Genomic DNA, 23,476 nt, shown 5'->3' with positions numbered 1-23,476 from the left:
ATGCCGCGCCGCAGGATCTACAACCCGCTGACGGAGTTGCTCGCCGCAGCGCTGCTGGTGGTGCTCGTGCTCGTGGTGAACAGGTGGGAGTTCTCCCTCGCCGTCCTCGTGCTCGTGGTGGTCCCCGCCGTGCTCCTCTCCGGCAGGCCCCGGCAGATCGGCCTCGCCATCGTGCTGGTCGCAGGTCCGCTGCTGGTCTCGTCGCTGCTGCTCCACGGCCTGTTCTACCCCGAGGGCCGTGAGGTCCTGCTGGATCTCGGGGTCGCCCGCGTGACGGCGGAGGGCCTCGCCTTCGCCGCCGGCATGGGCCTGCGCATGGGGGTCTTCACGGGCGTGCTGCTCTCGACCGCGATGACGCTGGACATCCCCGACCTCCTGGCCACCATGACGCACCGCGGCTGGAACCGGAAGCTGGTCTTCATCGTGGGATCCGCCGTCGGCCTCATCCCCCACGTCTCGCTGCGGGCACGCCGGATCAGCCGCGCCCAGCAGGCCCGCGGCCTCGTGGTCGGTCGCGGGCCGGTCTCGCGCTTCCGTGCCCTGCTGACGGTCACCACGCCGCTGGTCATCGGGCTGCTCGTGGACGCCTCCGAACGCACTCGCATGCTCGAGGCACGCGGCTTCTCGTCCTCCGCGCCCCGTACGAGCTACCTCCCGGACACCGATTCGCGCGGCCAGCGCCTGGCACGCCGCGCCATGGTGGCCGCGGTGGGACTGGTCTCGGTCATCCGGCTCGCGGCGGCGATGGCCGCATGATCCGGCTCGAGAGCGCGCACTTCGCGTACGACGACGGCGAGCCGTTCCTGACGGGCGTCTCCCTGGCCGTGGGGCCGGGGGAGTACGTGGTCGTTGCCGGTGCCTCCGGCTCCGGGAAGACGACACTCGCCCGCCTCCTGGCCGGCCAGACCGGCGGGGACGCCGGGTCCGTCTTCCGCGGCGCGATCACGCTCGACGGCGACACCGTGACGTTCGACGGCGTGCCCTCCGATCCCCGGATCGACCCCGCCGCCTGGAGCGAGCGGGTGGCCTACGTGGCGCAGGGTGCCTGGGGGCAGCTGTCCATGATGTCGGCGACCGTCGCGGAGGAGATCGCCTTCGGCCCCGCCAACCGCGGCGTGCCCGCTGCGGACCTGCGCCGGCTGGTCGACGACGTGGCCGCCGCCCTGGGGCTGAAGGACCTGCTGCACCGCGATCCGCGGCGGCTCTCCGGGGGCCAGCTCCAGCGCACCGTCATCGCCGCCGCCGTGGTGCAGCGGCCGCGCCTGCTGATCCTCGACGAGCCGTTCCAGGGACTGGACGAGGAGGCGGCGCGCGACGTCGTAGCGGCCCTGGAGGAACTGCGCGCCCACGGTACAGGTGTCGTCGTGTGCGAACCCCTGCTGCCGCCCACGGACCCGCCGGGCGCCCGCGTCCTCGCGCTCGCGGACGGGCACGCCGTCTTCGAGGGGCCGCTCGCGGAGGCGCGCCGGGCAGGTCTCGGTCGCTACGGCCTCGGGATCGCGGGTGATCCGCCCCGCCTGGGGCGCGGGGCGGGGCCCGCCCCGGTGGACCCCTCGGCTCCGGAACTGGTCATGGTGGAGGGGCTCGGCTTCCGCCACACGCAGGACGCCGGTGCATCGGGGGACGCCGCCGTGCTGTCCGGCGTCGACCTGTCCGTCCGGGCGGGGGAGATCGTCGCGGTGCGGGGCGCCAACGGGTCCGGCAAGTCCACCCTGCTGCAGCACCTGAACGGGCTGTACCGGGCGGACACGGGTCGTGTCACCGTGGACGGCGTCCCGGTCCTCGGCCAGCCGACGGGCATGCTGGCCACGGCCGCGGGCTACCTGTTCCAGGACACGGACCAGCAGCTCTTCGAACGCACTGTCCTGCGGGAGGTGTCCTACGGTCCGCGCGCGGCCGGGCTGGGCCGGGACGACGCCGTCCGGCGCGCCGCGGACGCCCTCGACCGCGTGGGGCTCGGGGCGCTGCAGGAGGCGCACCCGTACGAACTCGGTTTCGTCCAGCGCCGGCTGGTGGCCGTGGCGTCCATCATCGCCACGGGCCCCGCCGTCTGGGCGCTCGACGAACCCACCGCGGGGCTGGACGAGCCGACCCGCTCGATGCTCGCCGGTCTGCTGGCCCGGCATGCCCGGGAGGGGGGCGCCGTGGTCCTGGCGACGCACGACGCCGCGTTCGCCGACGCGCTGGCACACCGGACGGTCTGGCTCGAGGCGGGCCGGATCAGCCCGCGCGGAGCCGCGACGGGCGGCTGATCCGGCCTGCCGCCGATGCGCGCCAGCACCTAGGGTGTAACGCATGGACGTGTTGCGGGAGAGGCACAGGATGATCCGCTCGGAGGGCGCCGAGCTCGCCGTGTTCGAATTCGGGCGGGACCCCGGCCCCGATACGCCGACCATGGTCCTCGTGCACGGATACCCCGACGACCACCGGGTCTTCCTCCCCGTCCTCCGGGTCCTCGCCCCGACGCATCATCTCGTGACGTTCGATACCCGCAACGCGGGCCGCTCGCGTCCCCTCGACGGCGCCGGGTTCACCCTGGCGGAACTCGTCGACGACGTCCTCGCCGTGCTCGCCGGCATCGATGCCCCCGGTGGGGTGCGGCTCGTGGGCCACGACTGGGGATCGATCCAGGGCTGGGCCGTGGTCCAGGACGAGCGCTCCGACGGGCTGGTCACCGACTACACCAGCATCTCGGGGCCGGACCTGCGCCATTTCTCCCGCTGGCTGCGGAGCAGGTTCCGGCAGCCGGGCCTCGTCCTCCAGGGGGTGGGACAGGTGCTGCGCAGCTCGTACGTCGGAGCCTTCCAGCTGCCGGTCCTTCCCGAACTGGCCTGGCGGTACGGGCTGGCACGCCGCTACGAGCTGACTGCACGGCGCAATGTCGGCGCGGATCCGGTCCGCGGCCTGGCCCTCTACCGCGCCAACATGTTCTCCGACGTGCGGCCCCCCAGGCGCCGGCCGGTCGCCGTGCCCGTGCACGTCATCGTGCCGCTGAAGGACCCGTTCCTCTCGCCGCACCTCACGGACGGACTGGAGGACTGGGTGGAGGACCTGACGGTGACGACCGTGCCCGGCGGCCACTGGTGGATCGCCCGGGAGCCCCGGATGTTCGCCGGACTGCTCGATCCCGCGCTGCGGACCGGCGACGCCTGAGCGGAGGCGTACCGCCGGTGCCGGTGCTACGCCTCGAGCAGCCCCCGGATGTCCTCGGCCGTGAGCGCCGAACTGAAGACGGCGTCGTCGTCCATGACGGAGGTGAACAGCTTCGCCTTCTGCTCCTTGAGCTTCATGACCTTCTCCTCGATGGTGCCCTTGGACACCATGCGGTAGACCATGACGTTCTTCGTCTGCCCGATGCGGTGGGTGCGGTCCACGGCCTGCGCCTCGGAGGCAGGGTTCCACCACGGGTCCAGGAGGAAGCAGTAGTCGGCCTCGGTGAGGTTCAGGCCGAAGCCGCCGGCCTTGAGGCTGATGAGGAAGACCGGGGCCTTGCCGTCCTTGAACGAGTCGATCACGTCGCCGCGGCTGCGCGTGGAGCCGTCGAGGTACGCGTACTCGATGCCGCGGGCGTCCAGCTGATCGGCGGCCTTCTTCAGGTAGGACGTGAACTGGCTGAAGACCAGCGCGCGGTGGCCCTCGGCGAGGATGCCGTCGAGGTTCTCGAAGAGCACCTCGAGCTTGGCGGAGGGAACGCCCTCGTGCTCCGGGTCCACGAGCGAGGCGTCGAGGCTCAGCATGCGCAGCAGGGTCAGGGACCGGAACACGATCATCCGGTTGCGGTTCATGTCCTCGATCAGGCCCAGGAGCTTCTGCCGCTCGCGCTGCAGGTAGGTCTCGTAGATGTGCCGGTGCTCCGGGTGCAGTTCAACCTCCAGGACCTGCTCCTGCTTCGGCGGGAGGTCCGAGGCCACGGCCTCCTTGGTGCGGCGCATCATCAGCGGCCGGATGCGTTTGCGCAGACGCACGAGCGGCCGGTTGTCGCCGATCTTCTCGATCGGCGTCCGGTAGTCCTCCGTGAACTTCCGCGCCGAGGGGAACAGCCCCGGCGCCACGATGTTGAACATGCTCCACAGCTCCATGAGGTTGTTCTCCATGGGCGTGCCGGTGATCGCGAGCTTGAACGGCGCCTCGAAGTCCTTGGCGGCCTGGTGCACCTTGGATGCGCGGTTCTTCACGAACTGGGCCTCGTCGAGCACGAGCCCCGACCACCGGAGTTCCTGGTAGGCGGAGAAATCGAGCCGGAAAAGCGTGTAGGACGTGATGACGATGTCGGCGTCCCCCACCTGCTCGCGGATGGGAACACCGGAGGCTCCCTGCGTGTCGCCGACCGACACGACCTTCAGGCCCGGGGCGAAGCGGTGCGCCTCGTTGGACCAGTTGGGCACCACGGAGGTGGGGGCGACGACGAGGAACGGGGCAGCCAGGCCCGTGGTCTCCTTCGCGTAGGTCATCAGGGCCAGGGCCTGCAGGGTCTTGCCGAGGCCCATGTCGTCGGCGAGGACGCCGCCGAGCTGGTGCCGCCACAGGAACGCGAGCCAGCTGAAGCCCTCCGCCTGGTAGGGGCGCATGTCCGCGACGAGTCCGGCAGGGGCGGGGGTCGCCTCGACGTCCTGGAGCTCGAGCAGCCCGCTCACGGCGTCGCGCCAGGACTGCGCCTGCTCGGTCTCCTCGGCGAGGTCCTCGAAGTCCGCCCAGAGACCCGCCTGGTAGCGGCTGATCTGCAGGTTCGATTCGGGGTCCCACTCGCTGAGCGAACGGGCCTCCTCGATGAGCTCGCGCAGCTGGTCGAACACCGGCTGCTCGAGCGAGAGGTAGCTGTTGTCCACGAGCTTGAGCTTCTTCCGGCCCTGGGCGAGGGCACGGAAGATCGAGTCGAAGGGGATGGTGCGGCCGCTCACGGTGACCATCACGCCGAGGTCGAACCAGTCGCGGTTGTCCGTCTCCACGGTGCTGATACGCAGCGTCGGGGTCTCCGTCAGCTCACGGTAGTCGGGCTTCTCGCCCACGATGTCGACGCTCATGCCGTCGAGTTCCATGAGCTTCGGCAGGACGTCCTCCGCGAACTCCACCGCCTGCATGTCCTCGAGCTTCAGGGCCTTGATGGGAAGTGTTCCGAGGACCCGGCGGGCGGCGGCAGCCAGCGCGTCCTCGGCGTCGGCGTCGCGGTAGCCGTCGTCGCTGCCCGCCCCACCTCTGCGGAACGGCCGGCGCTGCACGGCGTCGCCGAGGGGATAGTCGAAGTGCCAGTCGAGGGACACGGAGCCGTCGGTCCCGTAGGCGGTGGTCAGGACGAGGACGGGCGGCTGGATCTCCGGCAGCGCCACGCTGCCGTCGCTGCTGTGCACCTCGATGGACTGCCGCAGCTTCGGGTAGTACTCCTGCAGGAACAGGGCGGTCTCGTCCTCCGGGACCACGACCGCGCGGCCGCGCTGCAGGAGTTCGACGTCCTTGGCGGTCAGCCGCCGGGAGGTCGGGGCGAGCGTGATCGTGTCGTCGGGTGCCACGGTGTACAGGCCGTGGGTGCTGATGACGTGGGCGGTGTCCGCCGGGTGCGGCCGGCCGTCGATGTCGAGGGACGGGCACAGCTGCACCGAGCCGTCGTCGGTCACCGTCGCGTCGAGCTTCAGGGTGGCGCGGTCGGCGAGCTCGATGGTCACGGACTTCTTCGACCCGACGAACGCTATGCCGAGGCGCTGCGCCTCGTCGAGCAGCTGCCACAGGAGCGGGTTGCTGAAGTCGTCGAGGTACAGCCAGGAGTCGTTGTTGCCGAAGTAGTTGACCCCGGTGCCGCGGTGGAGCGCGGGGAACTGCGAGAACCAGCGGTGCTGCTCGGGGTCGAGCTTCAGCCCGTACGTCTGGTAGCTGATGCTGCCCCAGGACAGGTTGTTCTTGATCCACTTGCCCTTGCCGTTCTGGCTCACCGGGCGCACGCCGAGGCGCGTGTTGAGCGTGCGCTGGCCCTGGCGCTGGGCAGCGGACCCCCACCGCTGGACGGCGACCTCGGGGGTCCGCAGCTCGAACTGCAGACCGAGGGGTGTCAGCGTGGCCGACTGCGGGGCGTCCTCGGCCTCGAGGAGATCCATGAGGGACGCCTGCCAGCCCTCGGGCGCGGAGGGCCGCGGTGCCGGGCGCGCGCCGAGCTCGCGTTCGTGCTGCGCCAGGAGGCTCTCGGTGTTGCTCTGCAGGGCCGTCGCCGCCACGTGCTTGCAGTCGGCGCCGATGGGGCAGCTGCAGAAGTTCTCCAGCGGGCGGAAGCGGCCGTCCCCCTTGATCCCGAGCCGCAGCTTCGTCCTGTAGTCCGTGGGGGCGCTGCCGCGGACCCTGCCCGTGAGGAGCTTCGCGTCGGCGTCCCAGGCGAGGGAACTCACGGCGCCGTCCTTGGCGTAGGTCTGCCCGCGTTGGAACGCGGCCCCGCCCACGATCCGGATGATGTCGGTGACATCGACCATGGGGTGGGTGGAATTGGGCATAATTCCATGCTCTCACGCGACGGTGACGCTCTCCTGCACAGCCGGGCGCTTTCTGCTGGGCCGGTACCGCTCCCGTCCGCGGACGATGCACCGCCGGTGCCTGCCCTACTGTTGGAAAGGGCACTGATGATCGGCACGGGCCGACGGAGACAGAAGAGGGCGCGCGTGTTCGAAGCAGCAAGCATCACCTATGCGGCGGCAGGACTGGCCGTGTTCGCCGCGGCGCTCCTGCCCCGGTTGTTGATGCGCGCCCCGGTCTCCATGCCCATGGTGTTCCTGGGCGCCGGCATCCTGGTCTTCAGCTTCTCGTCCGGTCTGCCGGACCCGGACCCGGTGAAGTACAGCGACGTCACGATCCACCTCAGCGAGGTCTGCGTCATCGTCTCGCTCATGGGGGCGGGCCTCGCGCTGGACCGCCGGATCGGCTGGCGCCGGTGGTCCACCACGTGGCGGCTCCTCGGCATCGCGATGCCGCTGTGCATCCTGATCCTGACCCTGATGGGCATGTGGGTGCTCGGGCTCGGGCTGGCATCCGCCCTGCTGGTCGCCGCCGCGCTCGCGCCGACCGACCCCGTCCTTGCGTCCGAGGTGCAGGTGGGCGAGCCGTCCGAGTCGGAGGAGGACCTCGAGGCGGAGGACGAGGTGCGCTTCGGGCTCACTTCCGAGGCGGGCCTGAACGACGGGCTGGCGTTCCCCTTCGTGTACCTCGCAATCCTCATCAGCACCGTAGGGACGGCTCCTTCCGCGTGGTTCCCTGAATGGATCCTGCTCGACGTGCTGTGGCGCATGATCATCGGCTGCGCGTTCGGTGTCGGCATGGGACTGCTGCTCGGCCGGGTCTTCTTCAGGTCCCCCATCAAGAGCGCGCGTCTCGCGAACCACTCCGAGGGCTTCGTGGCGCTCGCTGCGACCTTCCTGACGTACGGCGTGACCGAGGCGGTGGAGGGCTACGGGTTCATCGCCGTGTTCGTGTGCGCCGTCACCATCCGGGCCGGGGAGCAGACGCACGGCTACCACGGCGTGCTCCACAGCTACATCGAGCAGCTCGAGCGGCTCCTGACCGTCGTCGTGCTCGTCCTGCTGGGCGGCGCCGTGGCCCGCGGCCTCTTCGAGGGCCTGCGTCCGCTCGAGGTGGTGGTCGCGGTGGCGTTCATCCTGCTGGTCCGCCCGGTCTCGGCCTGGGTGAGCCTCGCCCGCGGCAAGACCGGTCCGAGGGAGCGCGGCGTCCTCGCGTTCTTCGGTGTCCGCGGTATCGGCTCGATCTACTACCTCAGCTACGCCCTGTCCAAGGGCGAGTTCTCCGCCGACGAGTCGACGCTGTGGCGCATCGGCGGCCTCGTCATCGTCCTGTCGATCGTGGTCCACGGTGTGACGGCGGCCCCGGTGATCAACGCCCTGGACCGCGCCCGCCAACGGAGGGCACGTGCGCTGGGTGACGAGGCTCAGGCGCCCACGACCCCCGTCTAGCCCGGGCCCGACGGGTCAGGGAGCCCCTCCGGCAGCGGTGTGTCTAACCGCGGTGTGTCTAACCGCGGCGTGTGGTGACGCGCGTGCGCTCCAGGGTGGCCCGGACCACGAGCCCGCCCACGAGCGCCCAGAACGCCCCGCCGATCCCCAGGACGGACAGGCCCGACGCCGCCAGGAGGAACGTGACCGCGCCGCTCATGCGGCCCGTGGCGTCGGCGAACGACGCCGTGACCGCCGTCGCCATGGTGCTGATCAGCGCGAGCCCCGCGACCGCCTCCACGAGTCCGGCCGGCGCGGCGCCCACGACAACGACCAGCGCCCCCGACGCCCCGGCCAGCACCACGTAGGAGATCCCGGCCGAGAGGGCCGCGATCCAGCGGCGCTCCTTGTCCTCGCCGGCGCCGTCGCCCGCCGAGAGGGCGGCCGAGAGGGCGGCGAGGTTCACGGCATGCCCGCCGAACGGTGCGACCACGGCCGTGCCGAGCCCCGTCACGGCCAGCGCCGGACGCCAGGGCGCCCGGTACCCGAAGGATGCCAGGACCGCGACGCCGGGGAGGTTCTGCGACGCCATGGTCACCACGTAGAGCGGCAGGGCGATGCCGACGACGGCTGCCGGGTCGATCACGGGGACCGTGACGGCGAGGGACGGCGCCAGGGTGGAGGGCTCGATCACCGTGCCCTCGAGGGCGAACTGCAGCCCGATCACGGCGAGTGCCGCGACGAGGGCGAGCGGGACGGCCCACTTCGGCACGAGCGCCGATGCGGCCAGCCAGACGAGGATGACCGGGAGGACCAGGAGCGGGATGGTCCCGAGCGACCGGAACGGTGCCAGGCACAGGGGCAGCAGCACGCCGGCGAGCATGGCCTGTGCGAGGTGCTGCGGGATCCGCGCCACGAGGCGGCCCAGCCACGGCACGGCGCCGGTCAGCGCGATCAGGGCACCCGTCACGAGGAATGCGCCCACCGCGGCGGGCCACCCGCCGGCCGGGACGGCCGCACCGGCGAGCAGGGCTGCGCCCGGCGTGGACCAGGAGAGGGTGACGGGGATGCGGTAGCGCAGCGCCAGCACCACGATCCCCAGCCCCACGACCAGGGTCAGAGCCAGGAGCCCCGAGGCGGCCTGCTCGGGTGTCGCCCCGGTGGCCCGCAGGCCCGCGAGCACCACGGCGAACGACGACGTGAAGCCGACGAGCGCCGTGACGACGCCCGCGAGGACGGGTTCGTGCAGGCCGGCTCGTGTGGCAGGGCGGGTACGCACCCTCGACGTCCCGGGGTTCAGGCGCCGCGGCCCTGTTCGAGTCGTCGCTGCACGGCCTCGAGCTCGTCGCTGAGGGACTGCAACCGGGCCGTGTTCTGCTCGACGGCGAGTTGCCGCACCAGGGCGTCCTGGTGTTCGCGGAGCTCGGCTTCGGTGGGGGGTTCACTGTTCGGCATGGGCCCAGTCTGTCAGAGCGGCGCCGCGAGATGGCGCTGCCATGACCGCGGTGCTCCCGGCACGTGCGGAAATAGATGCGCCCGGGCAACCGTTCCCTGAGAAGGACCGCGCAACACCCCCGTCGCGGATCCCAAGAACCGGAAGGTGCACCCATGTCTGTCCCCCTGTCCATCCTGGATCTCGCGCAGGTCGCCGAGGGCTCCACGCCGGCCGAGACGTTCGCGTCCAGCGTGGCGCTGGCGCAGCACGCGGAGCGGTGGGGGTACCGCCGCATCTGGTACGCGGAGCACCACAACATGGGTAGCATCGCCTCCTCGGCCACGAGCGTGCTGGTCGCTCACGTCGCCGCGCAGACCTCGACCATCCGGCTCGGCTCGGGCGGCGTCATGCTGCCCAACCACTCGCCGCTGACCATCGCCGAGCAGTTCGGCACCCTCGAGAGCCTCCACCCCGGCCGGATCGACCTCGGTCTCGGGCGCGCCCCGGGCAGCGACCAGACCACGGCCCGCGCCCTGCGCCGCGACCCCATGGCCGCCGACAGCTTCCCGGAGGACGTCCTGGAACTGCAGGGCTACCTCACCGGCGAGACGCGCGTCCCGGGTGTCCAGGCCACGCCCGGTAGGGGCACCAACGTGCCGCTGTACATCCTCGGGTCCTCCCTCTTCGGCGCCCGGCTGGCCGCCGCCCTCGGCCTGCCCTTCGCCTTCGCCTCCCACTTCGCCCCGCAGTCCCTGCAGGACGCCGCCTCGATCTACCGCCGGGAGTTCAGGCCCTCCGCGCAGGCACAGACGCCGCACTTCATCGCCGGCGTGAACGTCATCGCGGCCGACACCGCGAACGACGCCCACCACGAGTTCCACGAGGCGATGCTGCGCCGCGTCACCCTGCTCCTCGGACGCGGCCAGACCTTCACGCGGGAGGAGTCCGAGGCGATCCTCGCGTCTCCCGGCGGCCGGCAGATGGCGGACATGGCGCGCTACAGCGCCGTGGGGACGCCCGACGTCGTCCGGGACTACCTGGAGCGCTTCGCGGTGCAGGTCGGGGCGGACGAACTCATCGTCGCGACCCAGGCCGGCACCACCGAGACATGGCTGCGATCCTTCGAACTGCTGGCGGGGGCGATGCTGCCGGTGGCCGCCTGAAGGGTCTCGAAACAAGAACCTTGGAACTCCTGCTTGCCATTACCCTCCCGGGTTTGGTTTAGTGGGACGCAGTTGTAGTGTTGCGCATTTGTATTTCGCACGGTCTTCCCCTGCGGGGTAGGTCGCGTCTCTGAAAGAGCGGACAAGCACGCCGCGACTGGGGCATTCCGAAAGTCGGAGTGCGTCTGATTTTCAGAAGGAAGATAAAAATGGCAACAGGTACCGTGAAGTGGTTCAATGCTGAAAAGGGCTTTGGATTCATTGCTCCCGACGACGGAAGCGCAGACGTGTTCGCACACTTCTCCGCCATCAACGCAAGCGGCTACCGCTCGCTCGATGAGAACCAGAAGGTGAGCTTCGACACCGAGCAGGGCCCCAAGGGTCCCCAGGCGTCGAACATCCAGCCCCTCTAAGGCTCGGATCTTCTACTAGATCTTCGAAGGAAGCAGGTCGGACCCCGGTCCGGCCTGCTTCCTTTTTTCGTGTCCGTCCGATGCCCGAAGGCGGCGCCCAGTCCGGTGACCGCCCTGCTCCCGCACCCGTGCCCGGGCAGCGGCGCTCGGACCCTCCGGTGGGGATGGGAGAATGGGCGCAATCGACCATCGACCAGGAGGACCCATGAACCCCCGCACGCTGTTCCGGACCGTCGCCGTCGCGGAGGCGGTGACCTGGGCCTTCTTGCTGCTGGGGATGTTCTTCAAGTACGTGACCCGTTCCACCGAGGCCCTCGTGCCGCCGGCCGGCGCCGTGCACGGCTTCGTGTTCCTCTGCTTCGTGGTCACCGTCATGTTTGTGTGGATCAACCAGCGCTGGTCATTCCTGACCGGTCTGCTCGGGCTCGCCTCCGCCGTCGTCCCGTTCGCCACGGTCCCGTACGAGCGGTGGATCGAGCGCCGCGGGCAGCTGGCCGGTGCATGGCGCCTCGCGCCCGGGGCGGAGGTGCCCGGGAACCGGGCCGAGCAGGTGCAGGCGTGGGTGCTGCGCAGCCCGGTCGCCGCCCTGCTCGTCGCGGTGAGCGGCATCTCCGTGGTCTTCACGGTGCTGCTGCTGGTCGGCCCTCCCGGGTCCGCATGAGTGACCTGGGGAACACCACCGACGACGAGCGGTTCTTCCTGCACAGCGGGCGCCGCTGGCGGAAGACCGACCCGTCGTTACCGGAGGACGTCAAGGCGCGCCTCATGTCCCACTTAGGGCGCGGTCGCTCGGGCGTGCGCAACAGCGCCAAGGGCGACGACGGCACGGCGCTGCCGCGGGCGCGGCGCACGGTGCAGCTGGCCAAGGAGGGCCTCGGGGAGCGCGGGACGCCCTGGTGGGAGCAATCGGCGGCCGAGCGGAAGGCTCGGTGGACGGCCGCGCTCGAGGAGCTCGACACGCTCCACGCGAAGCGGTCCGCCCCGCCGGCGGGCGACGCCGCCAGGAAGAGCCCCAGCGATGCCTGAGCAGTCCTCGGAGGACGGGCTGCGGGCCGAGATCCTGCGGATCGCGGAGCAGCGCGGGAGTGTGAAGACGCTCTGCCCGTCGGAGGCCGCCCGCAGCATCGGCGGTGACACGTGGCGGGACCTCATGCCGTCTGCACGGCGCATCGCGTTCGCGCTGGCGGGGGAGGGTCTGGTCGACGTGACACAGCACGGCGAGCGCGTGGATCCCGACGTCCGCGGGCCCATCCGGATCCGCTGGATCAGCCGGCCCGAGGACGAGACCGGGTCCGCAACGGACGCCGCAGCGCTGCCGGCCGTGGGCGCCCCGGCGCTGCGTGCCCTGCACCAGGCCGGCTACCGGACGAGGGCGGATCTCGAGGGCGTCCCGGAGGGTGACCTCGCCGCTCTGCACGGCGTCGGCCCGACGGCGCTCCGGCTCCTTCGCGAGGAACTCGCGCGCAGGGAGAACCCGGGGGTGTGATGCCGGCGTGACGGCTGCCGCCCAGCGGAGGGGTCGTTCCGCCCGAGCGGCCACCGATCGCGCCGATGGACCCCAAGCAGCCGACGGCGCCCCGCGAGGGAGGCGCCGTCGTCCACCGAGGAGTGCGGGTCGCGGATGTCCCCGGTCGTGACGTGATGCGAAGCGGGACCACGCCGGCGGGGGACTGCTCCCGGGGCCGTGCCTACTTCCGGGCGAGCTCCGGGTAGTGGAGCTCGGTGACGTCCGGGTGGGCGCGGAGGCGTCCCTTGAGCATGTTCGAACCGTAGGAGGACAGCATGGGGTTCTCGGGGTCGTCCGAGAGCCCGCGCGCCGCGGCCTTCAGGTCCTCCGCGAGCGGCACCGGCTCGATCACGGCGTCGAGGCGCGGTGACCAGAAGAACGGGATGGCGTAGCGGTCCACACCGGGTGCCGGCGCGGTGACCCGGTGGATGGTCGCGGCGAGGTAGCCCTCGGTGGCCACCTCGAGCATCTCGCCCAGGTTGACCACGAGCGCTCCGGGGATCGGCGTGACAGGCACCCACTCGGTCGCGCTGTGGGGGAGTACCTCGAGGCCTCCCACCTCGTCCTGCAGCAGGAGGGTCACGAAGCCGTAGTCGGCGTGCGCGCCGACGCCCTGGGAGCCGGCACCCTGGACGACGCCGCCCACGTAGTGGACGAGCTTGGCCATCCAGGCCGGGCTCCCCTCGAAGGGTTCGGCGAAGTAGTCCTCGGGCAGGTGGAGGGCGACGGCGATGGCGGAGAGCAGTTCGGCGCCCACCGTGGACATCAGGCCTGCCCAGGCCATGGCCTGCTCCTCGAGCGCGGGCAGGGCCTCGCGGGGCCACAGATTGGGGCCCTGGAGCAGCCAGTACGGTTCGTCGGCCGGGTAGTCGGCGAGGGGCTCGCGTTCGGGGGAGAAGTCGATCTGCTCGCGGGCGTCAGGGCGCCCGCGGGTGATCTCGGTGCCGAGGCCGGCGTACCCGCGGAAGTGGGGGCTCGTGCGGTTGTGGATCTTCAGTCGCTCCTCGAGCGGGAGATCGAAGAAGCGGCGCGTGATGGAGAACAGGTCGTCCACCTGGGTGGGCGCTGCCCCGTAGTTGATGATGTGGAAGAAGCCGACGGTGTGGGCGGCGTCGCGCAGTTCGTCGATGAATGCGGGGTTGAAGGATCCATCGGCGGAACGTGCGGTGCTGAGGTCAAGAGTGGGGATCGATCCCGGAGAGTGCTGCATGCGCAGGACGTTACGCCCGTTGAAAAGGCCTGCCCGCCTTTACGTTACGCCGTATTGCGGCTTGACCCGCCCGTACCGGGAGGCCCGACGCCCGCCAGTCGGCGCAGCAGGCGGAGCCCGCCGTCGGTCCCCGGCCAGTGCCGCTCCAGGACTCCGGCGCCCGTGCTGCGGACCACGGTGCGCAGGACGGCGGCCACCAGCACGACGTCGTCCGCGTACCCGATGACGGGCAGGAAGTCCGGGACGAGGTCGAGGGGCAGGATGAGGTACACCACCAGCCCCCACAGCAGCAACCGCACCCACCACGGAACGGCCCGGTCGGCGGCGAGGCGGCGGAGAAGCCGCAGGACATCGGGTCCGAGGCGCAGCACGTCGGTGAGCGAGAGGACCTCCGGATGCCGCCGCGCATAGACGGCCAGGGCCAGCAGGAACAGCGCATAGGCCCCGAGGAGGGCGAGCGCCGACCGCAGCAGGAGACCTGGGTCCATGCGGTGCCTCCCTGTCCTTACTCCGCGTTACCAGGGTGCGAGCGCCGCGCCTCGCGTTACTAGGGTGCGAGCGCCGCGCGGAGGACCGCCGCGATGCTCTCGGTGACCTGTTCCTCCGTGACCGCCTCGGGATCGGCCGCGCACTCCACGGCCATGCCGTTGACGGTGGCCAGCAGGATGGTCGCGAGGACGGTGTAGTGCTCCGGGTCCGACGGCGCGCCGAACGTCGCAGCCCGTTCCGCCAGGGTGGTGGCGAGCAGGGTGCGCCGCGTGCGCCGATGCTCGCGGAACACCGCGCCCACCTCGGGATCGCGGCCGGCCTGCAGGGCGAACTCGACCACGAGGGCGTGCCAGCGCTGCTCCCGCAGGACGCCACGGGCCAGATAGCGCGCGGTGTGCAGGACGGTCTCGTCGAGGGAGGTGATCCTGTCCACCTGGCTGAGGACGTCGGCGGCGGTGTCGGCGAGCCGTTCGCTCAGGAGGGTGGCGAAGAGCTCCTGTTTCGAGCCGAAGTTGGAGTAGACGGCGCCCTTCGTGTAGCCCGCCCGCTCGGCGATGGCATCGAGCCGTGCGGCGACGTACCCGATCTCCTCGAAGACCTCGAGGGCCGCGGCGAGCAGTCCGGCGCGGACGTCCTCGCGGCGGGGACGCCGTCGCGGTCTGCCCGCCGTCGTACTGCTGGTATCGGTGTTCGTGGTCGTCATCCGTCCTCCTAGAAGTAGGATACCATCGGTATTGAATACCCAAGGTATTGAAATGAAGGACGCAATGACCACCTCCCAGTCCGTTCCACCCGCCGAGCGCCCCGCCGACGGCGTGCCCGCCATCTCGGTCGACGGACTCGCCCTGCGGGCGGGGAAGCGCACGATCTTCGAGGACGTCACCTTCGACGTCCCGGCCGGGTCCCTCGCCGTCCTCACCGGTCCGTCAGGCACGGGCAAGAGCGCCCTGGCGCTCGCCGTCGCCGGACGGCTCACCCCGACCGCCGGGCGCGTGTCCGTCCTCGGGCTCGCGCTGCCCCGGTACGCCGGTGCGGTACGCCGCCGGGTCGGCGTCACCGGCAATGCCACCGTGACCCCGCTCGACGGGACACTTCCCGTGAAGCACCATGTGGCGGAGGCCCTGAAGCTGGCGGGCCCGTGGTGGAAGCCCTCCGCATCCCCAGGGCGGGTGGACCGCACCATCACGGCGGCCAACGACCTCCTCGGCGCCCTCGAGGGCGTGGTCGGTGACGGCGGCACCGCGACCTCCCTGGTGCGTGCCCGGCTCCACCGGAGCGAACTCGTCCGCGATGCCGCCCCTGGTGCGCGCTTCGCGCTGGGCCTCGTCCTCGCACTCGCCTCCGATCCCGACATCCTCGTGGTGGACGACGTCGACCAGCTCCGCACCGTCCACGAGCGCCGCGCCGCCTGGGCCGCGCTGCTCACCCTGGGACGCACGCGCGACGACGCTCGTCCGCTGACCGTCGTCGCGACCTGCCAGGACCGGCAGGAGCTCGACGACGTCCTGGACGCCGGACATCGCCTCGCCGCCCTGCCCCTGCGGCCCGTCACCGTCCACGCCCTCATCCCGTCCTCCGAACCGACCCCAGCACCCGAAATCAGGTAACGCGTGTTCTCCCTGCTCCGCGTCGAGCTCTCCCGCTTCCGCATCACCCTCCTGTCGAAGGCCGCCCTGCTCGTCGTCGCGCTCATCCCCGCGCTCTACGGCGGGCTCTACCTCGCCGCCAACTGGGACCCGACGGGGAACCTCGACCACCTCACGGCCGCCGTCATCAACGAGGACCAGCCGGCCGCCGCCGTCGGACCGGACGGCAGCCCGACCGGCATCGATGCCGGCGCCGACCTCGCCGCCACGCTCACCTCGTCCGACGACGGCGGGTTCACCTGGGTGGAGGTCGGCCGGGACGAGGCGGAGCAGGGACTCGACGACGGCACGTACGCGGCCACACTCGCCATCCCGGCCGGGTTCTCGTCGACCCTCGCATCCGTGGGCGGCGAGGCACCCGCCCGGGCCATGCTCGACATCACCACCAACGACGCCGACAGCTACATCGTGGGCCAGGTCGGCAACACCGTCGCCGCGAACCTGCAGCGGCAGGTGCAGTCCGGCGCCACCGCGGACTACCTCGACAGCATCTACCTCGGCTTCTCCTCGCTCCACGGCTCCCTCACCGAGGCCGGCGAGGGCGCCGGCAGGATCGCCGACGGTGCCCGCAGTGCGGACGAGGGATCGGCGTCGCTCGTCGTCGGGCTCGGGAGTCTCGTCGACGGCAGCAGCGAGCTGTCGTCGGGCACCACCCGGGTGGCCGGTGGCGCCGCGGACCTGGCGACCGGCGCGGGCGAACTCGCCACCGGCCTCGACCGTCTCGACACGGCGACGGCGGATCTCGTGCCGCAGTCGCAGCAGCTGGCGGACGGCGCCGCCACCGCCGTCACGGGCGGGGCGACCCTGCGCGACGGTGCGGGCAGTCTCGCCACGGGGACGCAGGCCGTGGCCGACGGTGCCGCGCAGCTCTCGGGTTCGTCGGCCACACTGGCGGACGGCACGCGGGCCGTCGCCGAGGGCGTCGCGCAGGTCGGGAGCGGTGCGGGCGCCCTGGCAGGCGGTGCCACGCAGCTCCAGTCCGCAGCAGGGCAGGCTGCGACCGGTTCACGCACCCTGGCCGACGGCCTCGCCGGTCTCGCGGAGACCTATGGCTCGCTCACCGATGCGGAGCGGCTCGCCGCCCTCCAGCAGCTCTCCGCCGGCGCGTCGGCTGCAGCCACGGGGACCGAGCAGGTCACGGCCGGCGCGGACCGTCTCGCCGCCTCGGCCTCCGATCTCTCCGCAGGAGCCGGGACCGCCACCACCGGGGCTGCCGCCGCGGCCGACGGCGCCGGCCACCTCAGCACCGGGGCCTCAGAGCTCGCGCTCGGCGCGGACGCCGCCGCCGCTGGAGCGACCCAGCTCTCGCAGGGCGCCAGCGGCCTCGCCGACGGGCTCGCCCAGCTCCAGGCCGGCACGGCCACGCTCGCCGGCGGCACCCCCGCGCTGCGGGAGGGGATCGTGTCCGCGTCCGACGGCGCCGCACGGCTCGCCACGGGAGCGTCGACGCTCAGCGGCGGTGCCGCGCAGGTGGCCGGGGGAGCGGCAGGCCTCGCCGACGGCTCCGCCCAGGCCTACGACGGCGCCACCCGGCTCGAGGACGGGCTCGGGACACTGTCCACCGGATCCTCGGACCTCGCGCAGCAGCTCGACGAGGGCGCGGGGCAGGTCCCGGACTACGACGACGCCCAGCGCGCCGAGCTGACCGAGGTCGCCGCTTCACCCGTCTCGATCGAGCGGACACACGTCAATGCCGTGGACGCCTACGGCGAGGGCATGGCCCCGTACTTCATCCCGCTGGCGCTCTGGGTGGGCGGCATCATCACCTACACCGTGCTCCGCGCCGTCTCGCCGCGGGCCCTCGCCTCCACGGCGGCCTCCTGGCGTGTCTCGGCCGCCGGGTACCTGCAGGGCGCGCTGTTCGCGGTCCTGCAGGTCCTCGTGCTGCTGGGCGTCCTGGTCCTGGGCGTCGGACTGACCACGCCCCACCCGGTGGGACTACTGGCCTTCACCGTCCTGACTGCCCTCGTGTTCACGGCCATCCACCAGGCGCTCGTCGCACTCCTCGGTGGGGTGGGCCGGCTCGTGGCCCTCGTGCTGCTGATGCTGCAGCTCACCTCCGCCGGCGGCACGTATCCGGTGGCCACCGCGCCGGGCTTCTTCGGCTTCCTGAGTCCGCTGCTGCCCATGACGCACGCCGTGGATGGGTTGCGCCACCTCATCGCGGGCGGCGACACCGGCGTCGTCTGGCTGGCAGCGGCCCAGCTGCTGGTCTTCTTCGCGCTCGCCGCGGGACTCTCGGTCCTCGCATCGCACCGCAGGCGCTCCTGGTCGCTGGAGAAGCTGCACCCGAGCCTCGCGATCTGACAACTCCGGGTCCATGTGCCCCCGGTGCACATGCGTTCCGGGAGAGGACGTCATAGGTTGGGTGGGTACCGACTCCCACCAGGAAGGCACCATCCCATGATCTTCATCGTCGTCAAGTTCACCGTGAAGCCCGAGTGGAGCGACCGCTGGATCGACCTCACCCGCGACTTCACGGAGGCCACGCGCCAGGAGCCGGGCAACCTGTGGTTCGACTGGTCGCGCAGCGTCGAGGACCCGAACCAGTTCGTCCTCGTGGAGGCGTTCCAGGACGACGCCGCGGAAGCCCACGTGAACAGCGACCACTTCTCCCAGGCCATGCGGGACATGCCCCAGGCCCTCGTGGAGACGCCGGAGATCATCAGCGAGCGCATCGGGGCCGAGGGCTGGGGCCGCATGGGTGAGCTGACCGTCGCATAGCCGCCACACCGTCAGGCGGCGTCCCCCGCACCCCCGGGGAGCGCCTGCTGCAGGATGAAGTCGTCCTCGAAGCGGTCCCCGAGCCGGAACCGCTTGGTGCCGGTCTTCCGGAATCCGTGCTTCTCGTAGAAGCGGATGGCACGGGCGTTCTCCTGGTTCACACCGAGCCAGACCCCCGGCAGCCCCGAGGCAGCGGCGAGCTCCAGGGTCGCGCCCATGAGGGCCGAGGCCGAGCCCCGTCCGTGGTGGTCGGGGTGCACGTAGAACTTGCTGAGTTCGACGACGGGCGAGATGGACAGGGCTGACAGCACGTCCGCGTCCTCGGGCTGGTCCAGCACCACCATGCTCCAGCCCGCGATCCTGCCCTCCTCGCGGATGCAGAGGATCGTGTGGTCCGGCAGGTCTGCGAGCGCCGCGAACCGTTCGGCGGACAGGTGCGTGTCGATGTGGTGCTGGATGTCCTCGGGCCGTGAGTCCGCGGGGCAGGCGAGGGGGAACGTGACGGCGGCGCACGCGGCGAGGCCCGCGGCGTCGTCGGCCGTCGCCGGGGAGATGTCGATGGTCATGCTTCCAATCTAGGACGAACGCGAGCAGGACGCGGACCGGGGTCCGCGTCCTGCTGTGGGGAAGTGCCTGTCGACCGGCACCAGTGCGCAGGTGCTAGCCGAAGACCGGCTCGCCGTCGCGCGTGAGCTTCCAGTTCTCGTCGAAGAACGAGGCCGGGTCGATCGTGCCCTCGGCGATCAGGTAGTCGATCAGGAGCTGGCGGATCTCCGTGGTCTGGTTCACGAGCACCGGGGCCGTCGCGATGTGCGGGAAGTTGCCGCCGCCGGACTGCCGGTAGTTGTTCGTGGCCACGGCGAAGCGCTGCGCGGGATCGATCGGTGCGCCGGCGTAGCTCAGGTCGGTGATGCGCTCACCGACGGGCTTGCTGATGTCGATGTCGTAGGAGACGCCGGACATCATGTCGTAGTTGTAGTCCGGGGTCCCCGCCGCATTGGTCAGCGTCGCCGGGTCCACCGGGGCACCCGGCGCGGTCTGGGTGAAGTACTTCGCCGAGTACTCGAGGTAGTCCTTGACCTGCGCGCCGGTCAGCTCCACACCGAAGAGCGTGTTCGGGAACACGTACAGTCCGGCCATGTCGCGGATGGTCACGGGGCCCTCGGGGATGACGGCGGCCCGGTTGAAGGGCGCCACGATGGACAGGACCGGGAGGTCGGCATTCGGCGTCCCCTCGAGGGCCCTGTCCACCGCACCGGCCTGGACCTCGTTCACGAAGTCCATGACGGCCGTGTCGCGGATGCGGGACTCGGCGGCGGACATGGTCTCGGTCGCGGTGCCGATCGCGGTGTTCACGTAGTCGATGGTGCGCTGGTGCTGGTCGGCGGCGATCGCGGAGATCTTCGGGTCCGCCGGCACGGTGTTGGTGTTCAGCAGTTCCGAGTTCGCCGAGGTGACGTCCCACTGGCCGCGGACCTTGGTCAGCTCGAAGTCCAGGACGGACAGGCGCATGCCCCAGTTCTTGGGTTCGGTGAGCAGCACCTGCTCACCGGTCTCCTTGTTCGTGACGAAGCGCTCGGCGATCTCCTGGTGCTCGTGGCCGGCGAGGATCGCGTCGATCCCGGGGACCTGCTCCGCGATCAGCGTGGACGCGTTCTCGACCGGCAGTGCGCCGCCGTAGGAGGACGTGCCGGAGGGGCCGGAGTGCGAGCTGACCACGACGACGTCCGCACCTGCGGACCTCATCTCCGGGACGTACTTCCGGGCCTGCTCCACCATGCCCTCGAACCGCAGCCGGCCCTCGACGTTGTTCTTGTCCCAGATGGCGCTGCCGGGCGTGGTGAGACCCAGGATGCCGACCCTGATGGGCTTCTGGCCCTTGATCCTGACGGTCTTGATGACGTACGGCGTGAACGCGTCCTCGCCGGTGACGGCGTCCTTGACGTTCGCGCCGAGCAGCGGGAAGTCGAGCTGGTCCTCGTAGGTGCGCAGGAGCGGCACGCCGTAGTTGAACTCGTGGTTGCCGAGCGTGGTGGCGTCGTAGTCCATGGCGTTCATCGCGGCGGCCATCGGGTGGGTCTCACCGGTCTCGGTCACCGGCTCGACATTGGCGAAGTAGTCCGTCAGGGACGTGCCCTGAATGGTGTCGCCGTTGTCGATCAGCAGGGTCGACTCCTCGCCGCGGTCGGCGCGGACCTGGTTGACGAGCGTGGAGATCTTGGCGAGTCCGACGTCGTTGTGCGCGGCGTCGTCGTACTCCGCGTTGGTGAAGTAGTCCCAGTTCTCGATGTAGCCGTGGAGGTCGCTGGTCCCCATGACGGTGACGGAGACCGTCGGGTCCTTGGGGCCCTTGCTCCCGCCGGGTGCGGCGGTGGCGGCGGGTGCGAGGCCGAGTGCTGCGACGCAGCCGAGGGCGACGGCCGCTGCGACGCGGCGGTGTCCCCTGGTGAAACTTTCTGACACGTGAAATCAGCTCCTGTAGGAATGCGGTGGCAGCAGCCTACCGGTGACGGGTGACACACTGGTGACGGCGGCCTTGCTCCAGGTGAACGGGGGAGGGCCGGCACCGGGCGCCCCGGCCTGGACGCCCGCAGGGACCGTATCGGGAGGACCGCGGATGACCACGACGGCAGGACAGCAGGACGCGTACCGCGAGGACGTGCTCGGTGCCGGGTACGAGGTGCGGACACTCCCGCTGCGCCCGGACGAGGAGGGCGACGTCGTCGCCACCCTGATCCGCAGCGCCGTCCCCGGCGGGTCGCGCAGGGCCGTGCTCTACGTCCACGGTTTCGTGGACTACTTCTTCCAGACCCACCTCGCCGATGCCTGGCACGAGGCCGGTTTCGACTTCTACGCCGTGGACCTCCGCAAGTACGGACGGTCCCTCCGCGAGCACCAGACCCCGAACTACGTCACGTCCCTCGAGGACTACGACGCGGAACTCGACGAGGCGGCCCGCATCATCCGGGAGGAGGAAGGGCACGACGTCCTCGTGGTCATGGGGCATTCCACGGGCGGGCTGATCACCTCCCTGTGGGCGAACCGCCGCCGTGGGCGGGGGATCGTCGATGCACTCGTCCTCAACAGCCCCTGGTTCGACCTCAACGCGAGCTTCTTCCAGCGCACGGTCGGCACAGCCGCGGTCCACCGGATCGGCACGCTTCGGCCGCGCGTGGTCGTCGGGAAGCTCGGATCCTCCTACGGCCGATACCTGCACCGGGACACCGGTGGCACGTGGGACTACGACCTGGCCTGGAAGCCGCACGGCGGGTACCCCGTCGTGGCAGGCTGGTTGCGCGCCATCCGGCGTGGCCACGCCGAGCTCAACCGTGGCCTCGCCATCGACTGCCCCGTCCTCGTCGCATGTTCCGACGCCACCTCGAACCCGGCCAGGGAACCGGCGCGGGTCTCGTCCACGGACGTGGTGCTCGACGTCGGGCACATCGCCGGCCGCGCGCCGAAGCTCGGCGGGCTCGTCACCCTGGTGCGGATCGCCGGTGGCATCCACGACCTCACACTCTCGCCCGAACCGGCCAGGGCTGCGTTCTTCGCCGAGCTCGCGCGCTGGCAGGAAGCCTATGTCCCGGCGGCGGGTGACCGGTGATCCGTGCGCGGTGATGCGTGTCCGGTCACCCGTGACCGGTGATCCGGGACTGGTCCGGGGCTGGTGACCCGCGGACGGTCAGGGAGGTACGGTGACCGCGCCCGGCAGCGCCGCGCGTCGATCCGTCGCGGGTCAGCTGCTCACGCGGGCGCGCTCATGGACGTGGTGCCGCACGCGGGCGGACGCCGCCAGCCTGTCGGCGAGGGCCTGCTCCTCGCACAGGGCGGAGTGCGCCAGCGTGAAGACCCGGGCATCGCACCTCAGCTGCCCGATGAGGGCCAGTGCGGTCTCGGTGTCCCGTGCCCCCGGTTCGAGCAGAAGGGCGGCGGTGGCCCGGAGCCGGCCCGCCCCGGCCCGCGCCGCGGCGAGCTGGAGACCCTCGACGGCACTGTGCCACTGCTGCGGATCCGGGCTCCGGAAGGAGCGCTCGATGGTGAGGATGTGTTCGTCCAGCAGATCCGTGAACCGGGAGACGAAGCTGGTCGCAGCCCTGGAGGAGCCGACGTCGGCCACGAGTGTGGCGAAGGCTGCCGTGTCGATGATGGGCTGCACCGCGGATCCCTTCAGGCTGGGCCGGTGGCAGAGGGGTCACCCGGGTGGGTGCCCCAGGTCCCCACCGAGGTGACCAGTCTCGCGCGGCAACATGAAGCCGGGGCGGAGGGATGCTCGAGGTTTCCTCAAGAACGGCCGAAGTCGGGGTCGGAGCCCGTCGGTCCTCGCAGCCGGCCGGTCTTCAAGGGATCCGCAGGCCGGGCAGGGAGGGTGGAAAGGGCTCAGGCGTCCTGGCGGCCGACGTCGTAGGTCAGCACGGCGAACTGTCCCTGCTGTTCCACCGAGCGGAGGCTCAGCCGGTCGGATTCGACGCGCAGCGGCAGCAGCGGGGCGCCTCCGGTCAGGGCGACGGGGGCCACCGCCACCTGAATCTCGTCCAGCAGCCCCGCGGCGAGGAACTGTCCGGCGAGGTCGCCGCCCCCGACGATCCAGATGTCCCTGTCACCGGCGGCCTCGCTGATGCGCCCGAAGACAGGGCGTACGTCGCCTGCCACGATCCGCACGTCGGCACCGTCCGGGATCGGGAGCTCCCGGGTGGTGAAGACGAAGGTGGGCCGGTCCCCGTACAGGGTCTGCCACTTGCCCGGGTCGTCGAGGAGGTGCTCGAACGCGAGGACCCACTCGTACGTCGTCGAGCCCTCCACGAGCACGCCCACGGACGCGATGAAGCGCTCGTAATGCTCGGGCGGCGGAGGCTCGACGGCGAACAGCCAGTCCAGGGAGTTCTGCTCGTCGGCGATGAAGCCGTTCAGGGTGGAAGCCGTGTAGAAGATGACGCGCGCCATGGGCCATTCCACCACGCCGCCCGTGCCGCGGG

Annotated in this window: 23 protein-coding genes; 13 read left to right on the top strand and 10 right to left on the bottom strand. The window is 71.2% G+C overall.

What is annotated here, in order from left to right; all coding sequences use genetic code 11:
• The 3 genes from CI785_RS06110 (at position 1) to CI785_RS06100 (ending at position 3,153) form a co-directional block, all read left to right on the top strand.
• Complete coding sequence (locus CI785_RS06110) at positions 1–756, top strand: energy-coupling factor transporter transmembrane component T (protein ID WP_105031198.1); 756 nt, start codon at positions 1–3, stop codon at positions 754–756.
• The gene (locus CI785_RS06105) at positions 753–2,252 is read left to right on the top strand and encodes an ABC transporter ATP-binding protein (protein ID WP_105031197.1); all 1,500 of its coding nucleotides are present in this window, start codon (positions 753–755) and stop codon (positions 2,250–2,252) included. Before CI785_RS06110 ends, CI785_RS06105 begins: the two co-directional genes overlap by 4 nt.
• 70 nt (positions 2,253–2,322) lie before the next feature.
• Positions 2,323–3,153, top strand: coding sequence for an alpha/beta fold hydrolase (locus tag CI785_RS06100; protein WP_240615034.1), 831 nt, complete (start codon positions 2,323–2,325; stop codon positions 3,151–3,153).
• 26 nt (positions 3,154–3,179) lie between these two features.
• Here the strand turns inward: CI785_RS06100 and CI785_RS06095 are convergent, their stop codons facing one another.
• Positions 3,180–6,470, bottom strand: a complete 3,291-nt coding sequence (locus tag CI785_RS06095) for a DEAD/DEAH box helicase (protein ID WP_105031196.1) — start codon at positions 6,468–6,470, stop codon at positions 3,180–3,182.
• A 165-nt stretch (positions 6,471–6,635) separates the two neighbouring features.
• On the opposite strand from CI785_RS06095, the gene CI785_RS06090 reads away from it, so the two are divergent.
• Positions 6,636–7,937, top strand: coding sequence for a cation:proton antiporter (locus CI785_RS06090; protein ID WP_105031303.1), 1,302 nt, complete (start codon positions 6,636–6,638; stop codon positions 7,935–7,937).
• A 58-nt stretch (positions 7,938–7,995) separates the two neighbouring features.
• Here CI785_RS06090 and CI785_RS06085 read toward each other — a convergent pair whose 3' ends face one another.
• Both CI785_RS06085 and CI785_RS17045 read right to left on the bottom strand, forming a co-directional pair.
• Positions 7,996–9,195 (bottom strand): benzoate/H(+) symporter BenE family transporter, encoded by a 1,200-nt coding sequence (locus CI785_RS06085; RefSeq protein WP_240615033.1) that lies wholly within the window; start codon positions 9,193–9,195, stop codon positions 7,996–7,998.
• 17 nt (positions 9,196–9,212) lie between these two features.
• Positions 9,213–9,371: a hypothetical protein gene (locus tag CI785_RS17045; RefSeq protein WP_157940186.1), complete on the bottom strand. Its 159-nt coding sequence runs from the start codon at positions 9,369–9,371 to the stop codon at positions 9,213–9,215.
• Positions 9,372–9,524: 153 nt separating this feature from the next.
• Between CI785_RS17045 and CI785_RS06080 the strand changes: the two genes are divergently transcribed.
• The 5 genes from CI785_RS06080 to CI785_RS17465 all read left to right on the top strand — a co-directional run bounded on the left by CI785_RS06080 (position 9,525) and on the right by CI785_RS17465 (position 12,413).
• Positions 9,525–10,514, top strand: coding sequence for an LLM class flavin-dependent oxidoreductase (locus CI785_RS06080; RefSeq protein WP_105031194.1), 990 nt, complete (start codon positions 9,525–9,527; stop codon positions 10,512–10,514).
• A 209-nt stretch (positions 10,515–10,723) separates the two neighbouring features.
• Entirely contained in the window at positions 10,724–10,927 is a 204-nt protein-coding gene (locus tag CI785_RS06075; RefSeq protein ID WP_026533290.1) for a cold-shock protein, read from the top strand.
• 205 nt (positions 10,928–11,132) lie between these two features.
• Positions 11,133–11,588, top strand: coding sequence for a DUF3817 domain-containing protein (locus CI785_RS06070; protein ID WP_105031193.1), 456 nt, complete (start codon positions 11,133–11,135; stop codon positions 11,586–11,588).
• The gene (locus tag CI785_RS06065) at positions 11,585–11,953 is read left to right on the top strand and encodes a 2-polyprenylphenol hydroxylase (protein ID WP_105031192.1); all 369 of its coding nucleotides are present in this window, start codon (positions 11,585–11,587) and stop codon (positions 11,951–11,953) included. Before CI785_RS06070 ends, CI785_RS06065 begins: the two co-directional genes overlap by 4 nt.
• Positions 11,946–12,413: a DUF3253 domain-containing protein gene (locus tag CI785_RS17465; RefSeq protein WP_157940185.1), complete on the top strand. Its 468-nt coding sequence runs from the start codon at positions 11,946–11,948 to the stop codon at positions 12,411–12,413. The genes CI785_RS06065 and CI785_RS17465 overlap by 8 nt, the downstream gene beginning before the upstream one ends.
• Before the next feature lie 202 nt (positions 12,414–12,615).
• Here the strand turns inward: CI785_RS17465 and CI785_RS06055 are convergent, their stop codons facing one another.
• Genes CI785_RS06055 through CI785_RS06045 form a run of 3 tightly spaced genes read right to left on the bottom strand, consistent with a single transcriptional unit; the run spans position 12,616 to position 14,836 of the window.
• Positions 12,616–13,644: an isopenicillin N synthase family dioxygenase gene (locus tag CI785_RS06055; RefSeq protein WP_105031191.1), complete on the bottom strand. Its 1,029-nt coding sequence runs from the start codon at positions 13,642–13,644 to the stop codon at positions 12,616–12,618.
• 44 nt (positions 13,645–13,688) lie between these two features.
• Complete coding sequence (locus CI785_RS06050; RefSeq protein WP_105031190.1) at positions 13,689–14,132, bottom strand: YkvA family protein; 444 nt, start codon at positions 14,130–14,132, stop codon at positions 13,689–13,691.
• Between the two features lie 59 nt (positions 14,133–14,191).
• Positions 14,192–14,836 (bottom strand): TetR/AcrR family transcriptional regulator, encoded by a 645-nt coding sequence (locus CI785_RS06045; protein WP_170068215.1) that lies wholly within the window; start codon positions 14,834–14,836, stop codon positions 14,192–14,194.
• 64 nt (positions 14,837–14,900) lie between these two features.
• Between CI785_RS06045 and CI785_RS06040 the strand changes: the two genes are divergently transcribed.
• The 3 genes from CI785_RS06040 (at position 14,901) to CI785_RS06030 (ending at position 18,503) form a co-directional block, all read left to right on the top strand.
• A complete protein-coding gene (locus tag CI785_RS06040; protein ID WP_157940184.1) occupies positions 14,901–15,740 on the top strand; it encodes an ATP-binding cassette domain-containing protein in 840 nt (279 codons plus the stop codon).
• A 3-nt stretch (positions 15,741–15,743) separates the two neighbouring features.
• Positions 15,744–18,086, top strand: coding sequence for a YhgE/Pip domain-containing protein (locus CI785_RS06035; RefSeq protein ID WP_105031187.1), 2,343 nt, complete (start codon positions 15,744–15,746; stop codon positions 18,084–18,086).
• Between the two features lie 96 nt (positions 18,087–18,182).
• Positions 18,183–18,503, top strand: a complete 321-nt coding sequence (locus CI785_RS06030) for a putative quinol monooxygenase (RefSeq protein WP_105031186.1) — start codon at positions 18,183–18,185, stop codon at positions 18,501–18,503.
• An 11-nt stretch (positions 18,504–18,514) separates the two neighbouring features.
• Here CI785_RS06030 and CI785_RS06025 read toward each other — a convergent pair whose 3' ends face one another.
• Both CI785_RS06025 and CI785_RS06020 read right to left on the bottom strand, forming a co-directional pair.
• Complete coding sequence (locus tag CI785_RS06025; protein ID WP_105031185.1) at positions 18,515–19,069, bottom strand: GNAT family N-acetyltransferase; 555 nt, start codon at positions 19,067–19,069, stop codon at positions 18,515–18,517.
• A gap of 94 nt (positions 19,070–19,163) precedes the next feature.
• A complete protein-coding gene (locus tag CI785_RS06020; protein WP_205753573.1) occupies positions 19,164–20,966 on the bottom strand; it encodes a bifunctional metallophosphatase/5'-nucleotidase in 1,803 nt (600 codons plus the stop codon).
• A 154-nt stretch (positions 20,967–21,120) separates the two neighbouring features.
• Between CI785_RS06020 and CI785_RS06015 the strand changes: the two genes are divergently transcribed.
• Entirely contained in the window at positions 21,121–22,107 is a 987-nt protein-coding gene (locus CI785_RS06015; RefSeq protein WP_105031184.1) for an alpha/beta hydrolase, read from the top strand.
• 132 nt (positions 22,108–22,239) lie between these two features.
• On the opposite strand, the gene CI785_RS06010 is transcribed toward CI785_RS06015, so the two are convergent.
• On the bottom strand, positions 22,240–22,659 hold the full coding sequence (locus CI785_RS06010) for a hypothetical protein (protein ID WP_105031183.1): 420 nt from the start codon (positions 22,657–22,659) through the stop codon (positions 22,240–22,242).
• Between the two features lie 221 nt (positions 22,660–22,880).
• Positions 22,881–23,444 (bottom strand): dihydrofolate reductase family protein, encoded by a 564-nt coding sequence (locus CI785_RS06005; RefSeq protein WP_105031182.1) that lies wholly within the window; start codon positions 23,442–23,444, stop codon positions 22,881–22,883.
• Positions 23,445–23,476: the final 32 nt, after the last annotated feature.

Origin of the sequence: Arthrobacter ruber, from assembly GCF_002954225.1 — a bacterium.
In the GTDB taxonomy this organism is placed as follows: domain Bacteria; phylum Actinomycetota; class Actinomycetes; order Actinomycetales; family Micrococcaceae; genus Arthrobacter_D; species Arthrobacter_D ruber.
The sequence above is the reverse complement of the archived record's forward strand: the minus strand, read 5'-3'. Positions and strand labels throughout refer to the sequence as shown.

Excerpts from the sequence above, each read along its gene's own strand:
- CI785_RS06025 (WP_105031185.1), bottom strand. The coding sequence starts at position 19,069 with ATGACCATCGACATCTCCCCGGCGACGGCCGACGACGCCGCGGGCCTC.
- CI785_RS06065 (WP_105031192.1), top strand. The coding sequence starts at position 11,585 with ATGAGTGACCTGGGGAACACCACCGACGACGAGCGGTTCTTCCTGCAC.
- CI785_RS06040 (WP_157940184.1), top strand. The coding sequence starts at position 14,901 with ATGACCACCTCCCAGTCCGTTCCACCCGCCGAGCGCCCCGCCGACGGC.
- CI785_RS06110 (WP_105031198.1), top strand. The coding sequence starts at position 1 with ATGCCGCGCCGCAGGATCTACAACCCGCTGACGGAGTTGCTCGCCGCA.
- CI785_RS06075 (WP_026533290.1), top strand. The coding sequence starts at position 10,724 with ATGGCAACAGGTACCGTGAAGTGGTTCAATGCTGAAAAGGGCTTTGGA.
- CI785_RS06070 (WP_105031193.1), top strand. The coding sequence starts at position 11,133 with ATGAACCCCCGCACGCTGTTCCGGACCGTCGCCGTCGCGGAGGCGGTG.
- CI785_RS17465 (WP_157940185.1), top strand. The coding sequence starts at position 11,946 with ATGCCTGAGCAGTCCTCGGAGGACGGGCTGCGGGCCGAGATCCTGCGG.
- CI785_RS06105 (WP_105031197.1), top strand. The coding sequence starts at position 753 with ATGATCCGGCTCGAGAGCGCGCACTTCGCGTACGACGACGGCGAGCCG.
- CI785_RS06005 (WP_105031182.1), bottom strand. The coding sequence starts at position 23,444 with ATGGCGCGCGTCATCTTCTACACGGCTTCCACCCTGAACGGCTTCATC.
- CI785_RS06050 (WP_105031190.1), bottom strand. The coding sequence starts at position 14,132 with ATGGACCCAGGTCTCCTGCTGCGGTCGGCGCTCGCCCTCCTCGGGGCC.
- CI785_RS06080 (WP_105031194.1), top strand. The coding sequence starts at position 9,525 with ATGTCTGTCCCCCTGTCCATCCTGGATCTCGCGCAGGTCGCCGAGGGC.
- CI785_RS06095 (WP_105031196.1), bottom strand. The coding sequence starts at position 6,470 with ATGCCCAATTCCACCCACCCCATGGTCGATGTCACCGACATCATCCGG.
- CI785_RS06100 (WP_240615034.1), top strand. The coding sequence starts at position 2,323 with ATGATCCGCTCGGAGGGCGCCGAGCTCGCCGTGTTCGAATTCGGGCGG.
- CI785_RS06015 (WP_105031184.1), top strand. The coding sequence starts at position 21,121 with ATGACCACGACGGCAGGACAGCAGGACGCGTACCGCGAGGACGTGCTC.
- CI785_RS06045 (WP_170068215.1), bottom strand. The coding sequence starts at position 14,836 with ATGACGACCACGAACACCGATACCAGCAGTACGACGGCGGGCAGACCG.
- CI785_RS06055 (WP_105031191.1), bottom strand. The coding sequence starts at position 13,644 with ATGCAGCACTCTCCGGGATCGATCCCCACTCTTGACCTCAGCACCGCA.
- CI785_RS17045 (WP_157940186.1), bottom strand. The coding sequence starts at position 9,371 with ATGCCGAACAGTGAACCCCCCACCGAAGCCGAGCTCCGCGAACACCAG.
- CI785_RS06030 (WP_105031186.1), top strand. The coding sequence starts at position 18,183 with ATGATCTTCATCGTCGTCAAGTTCACCGTGAAGCCCGAGTGGAGCGAC.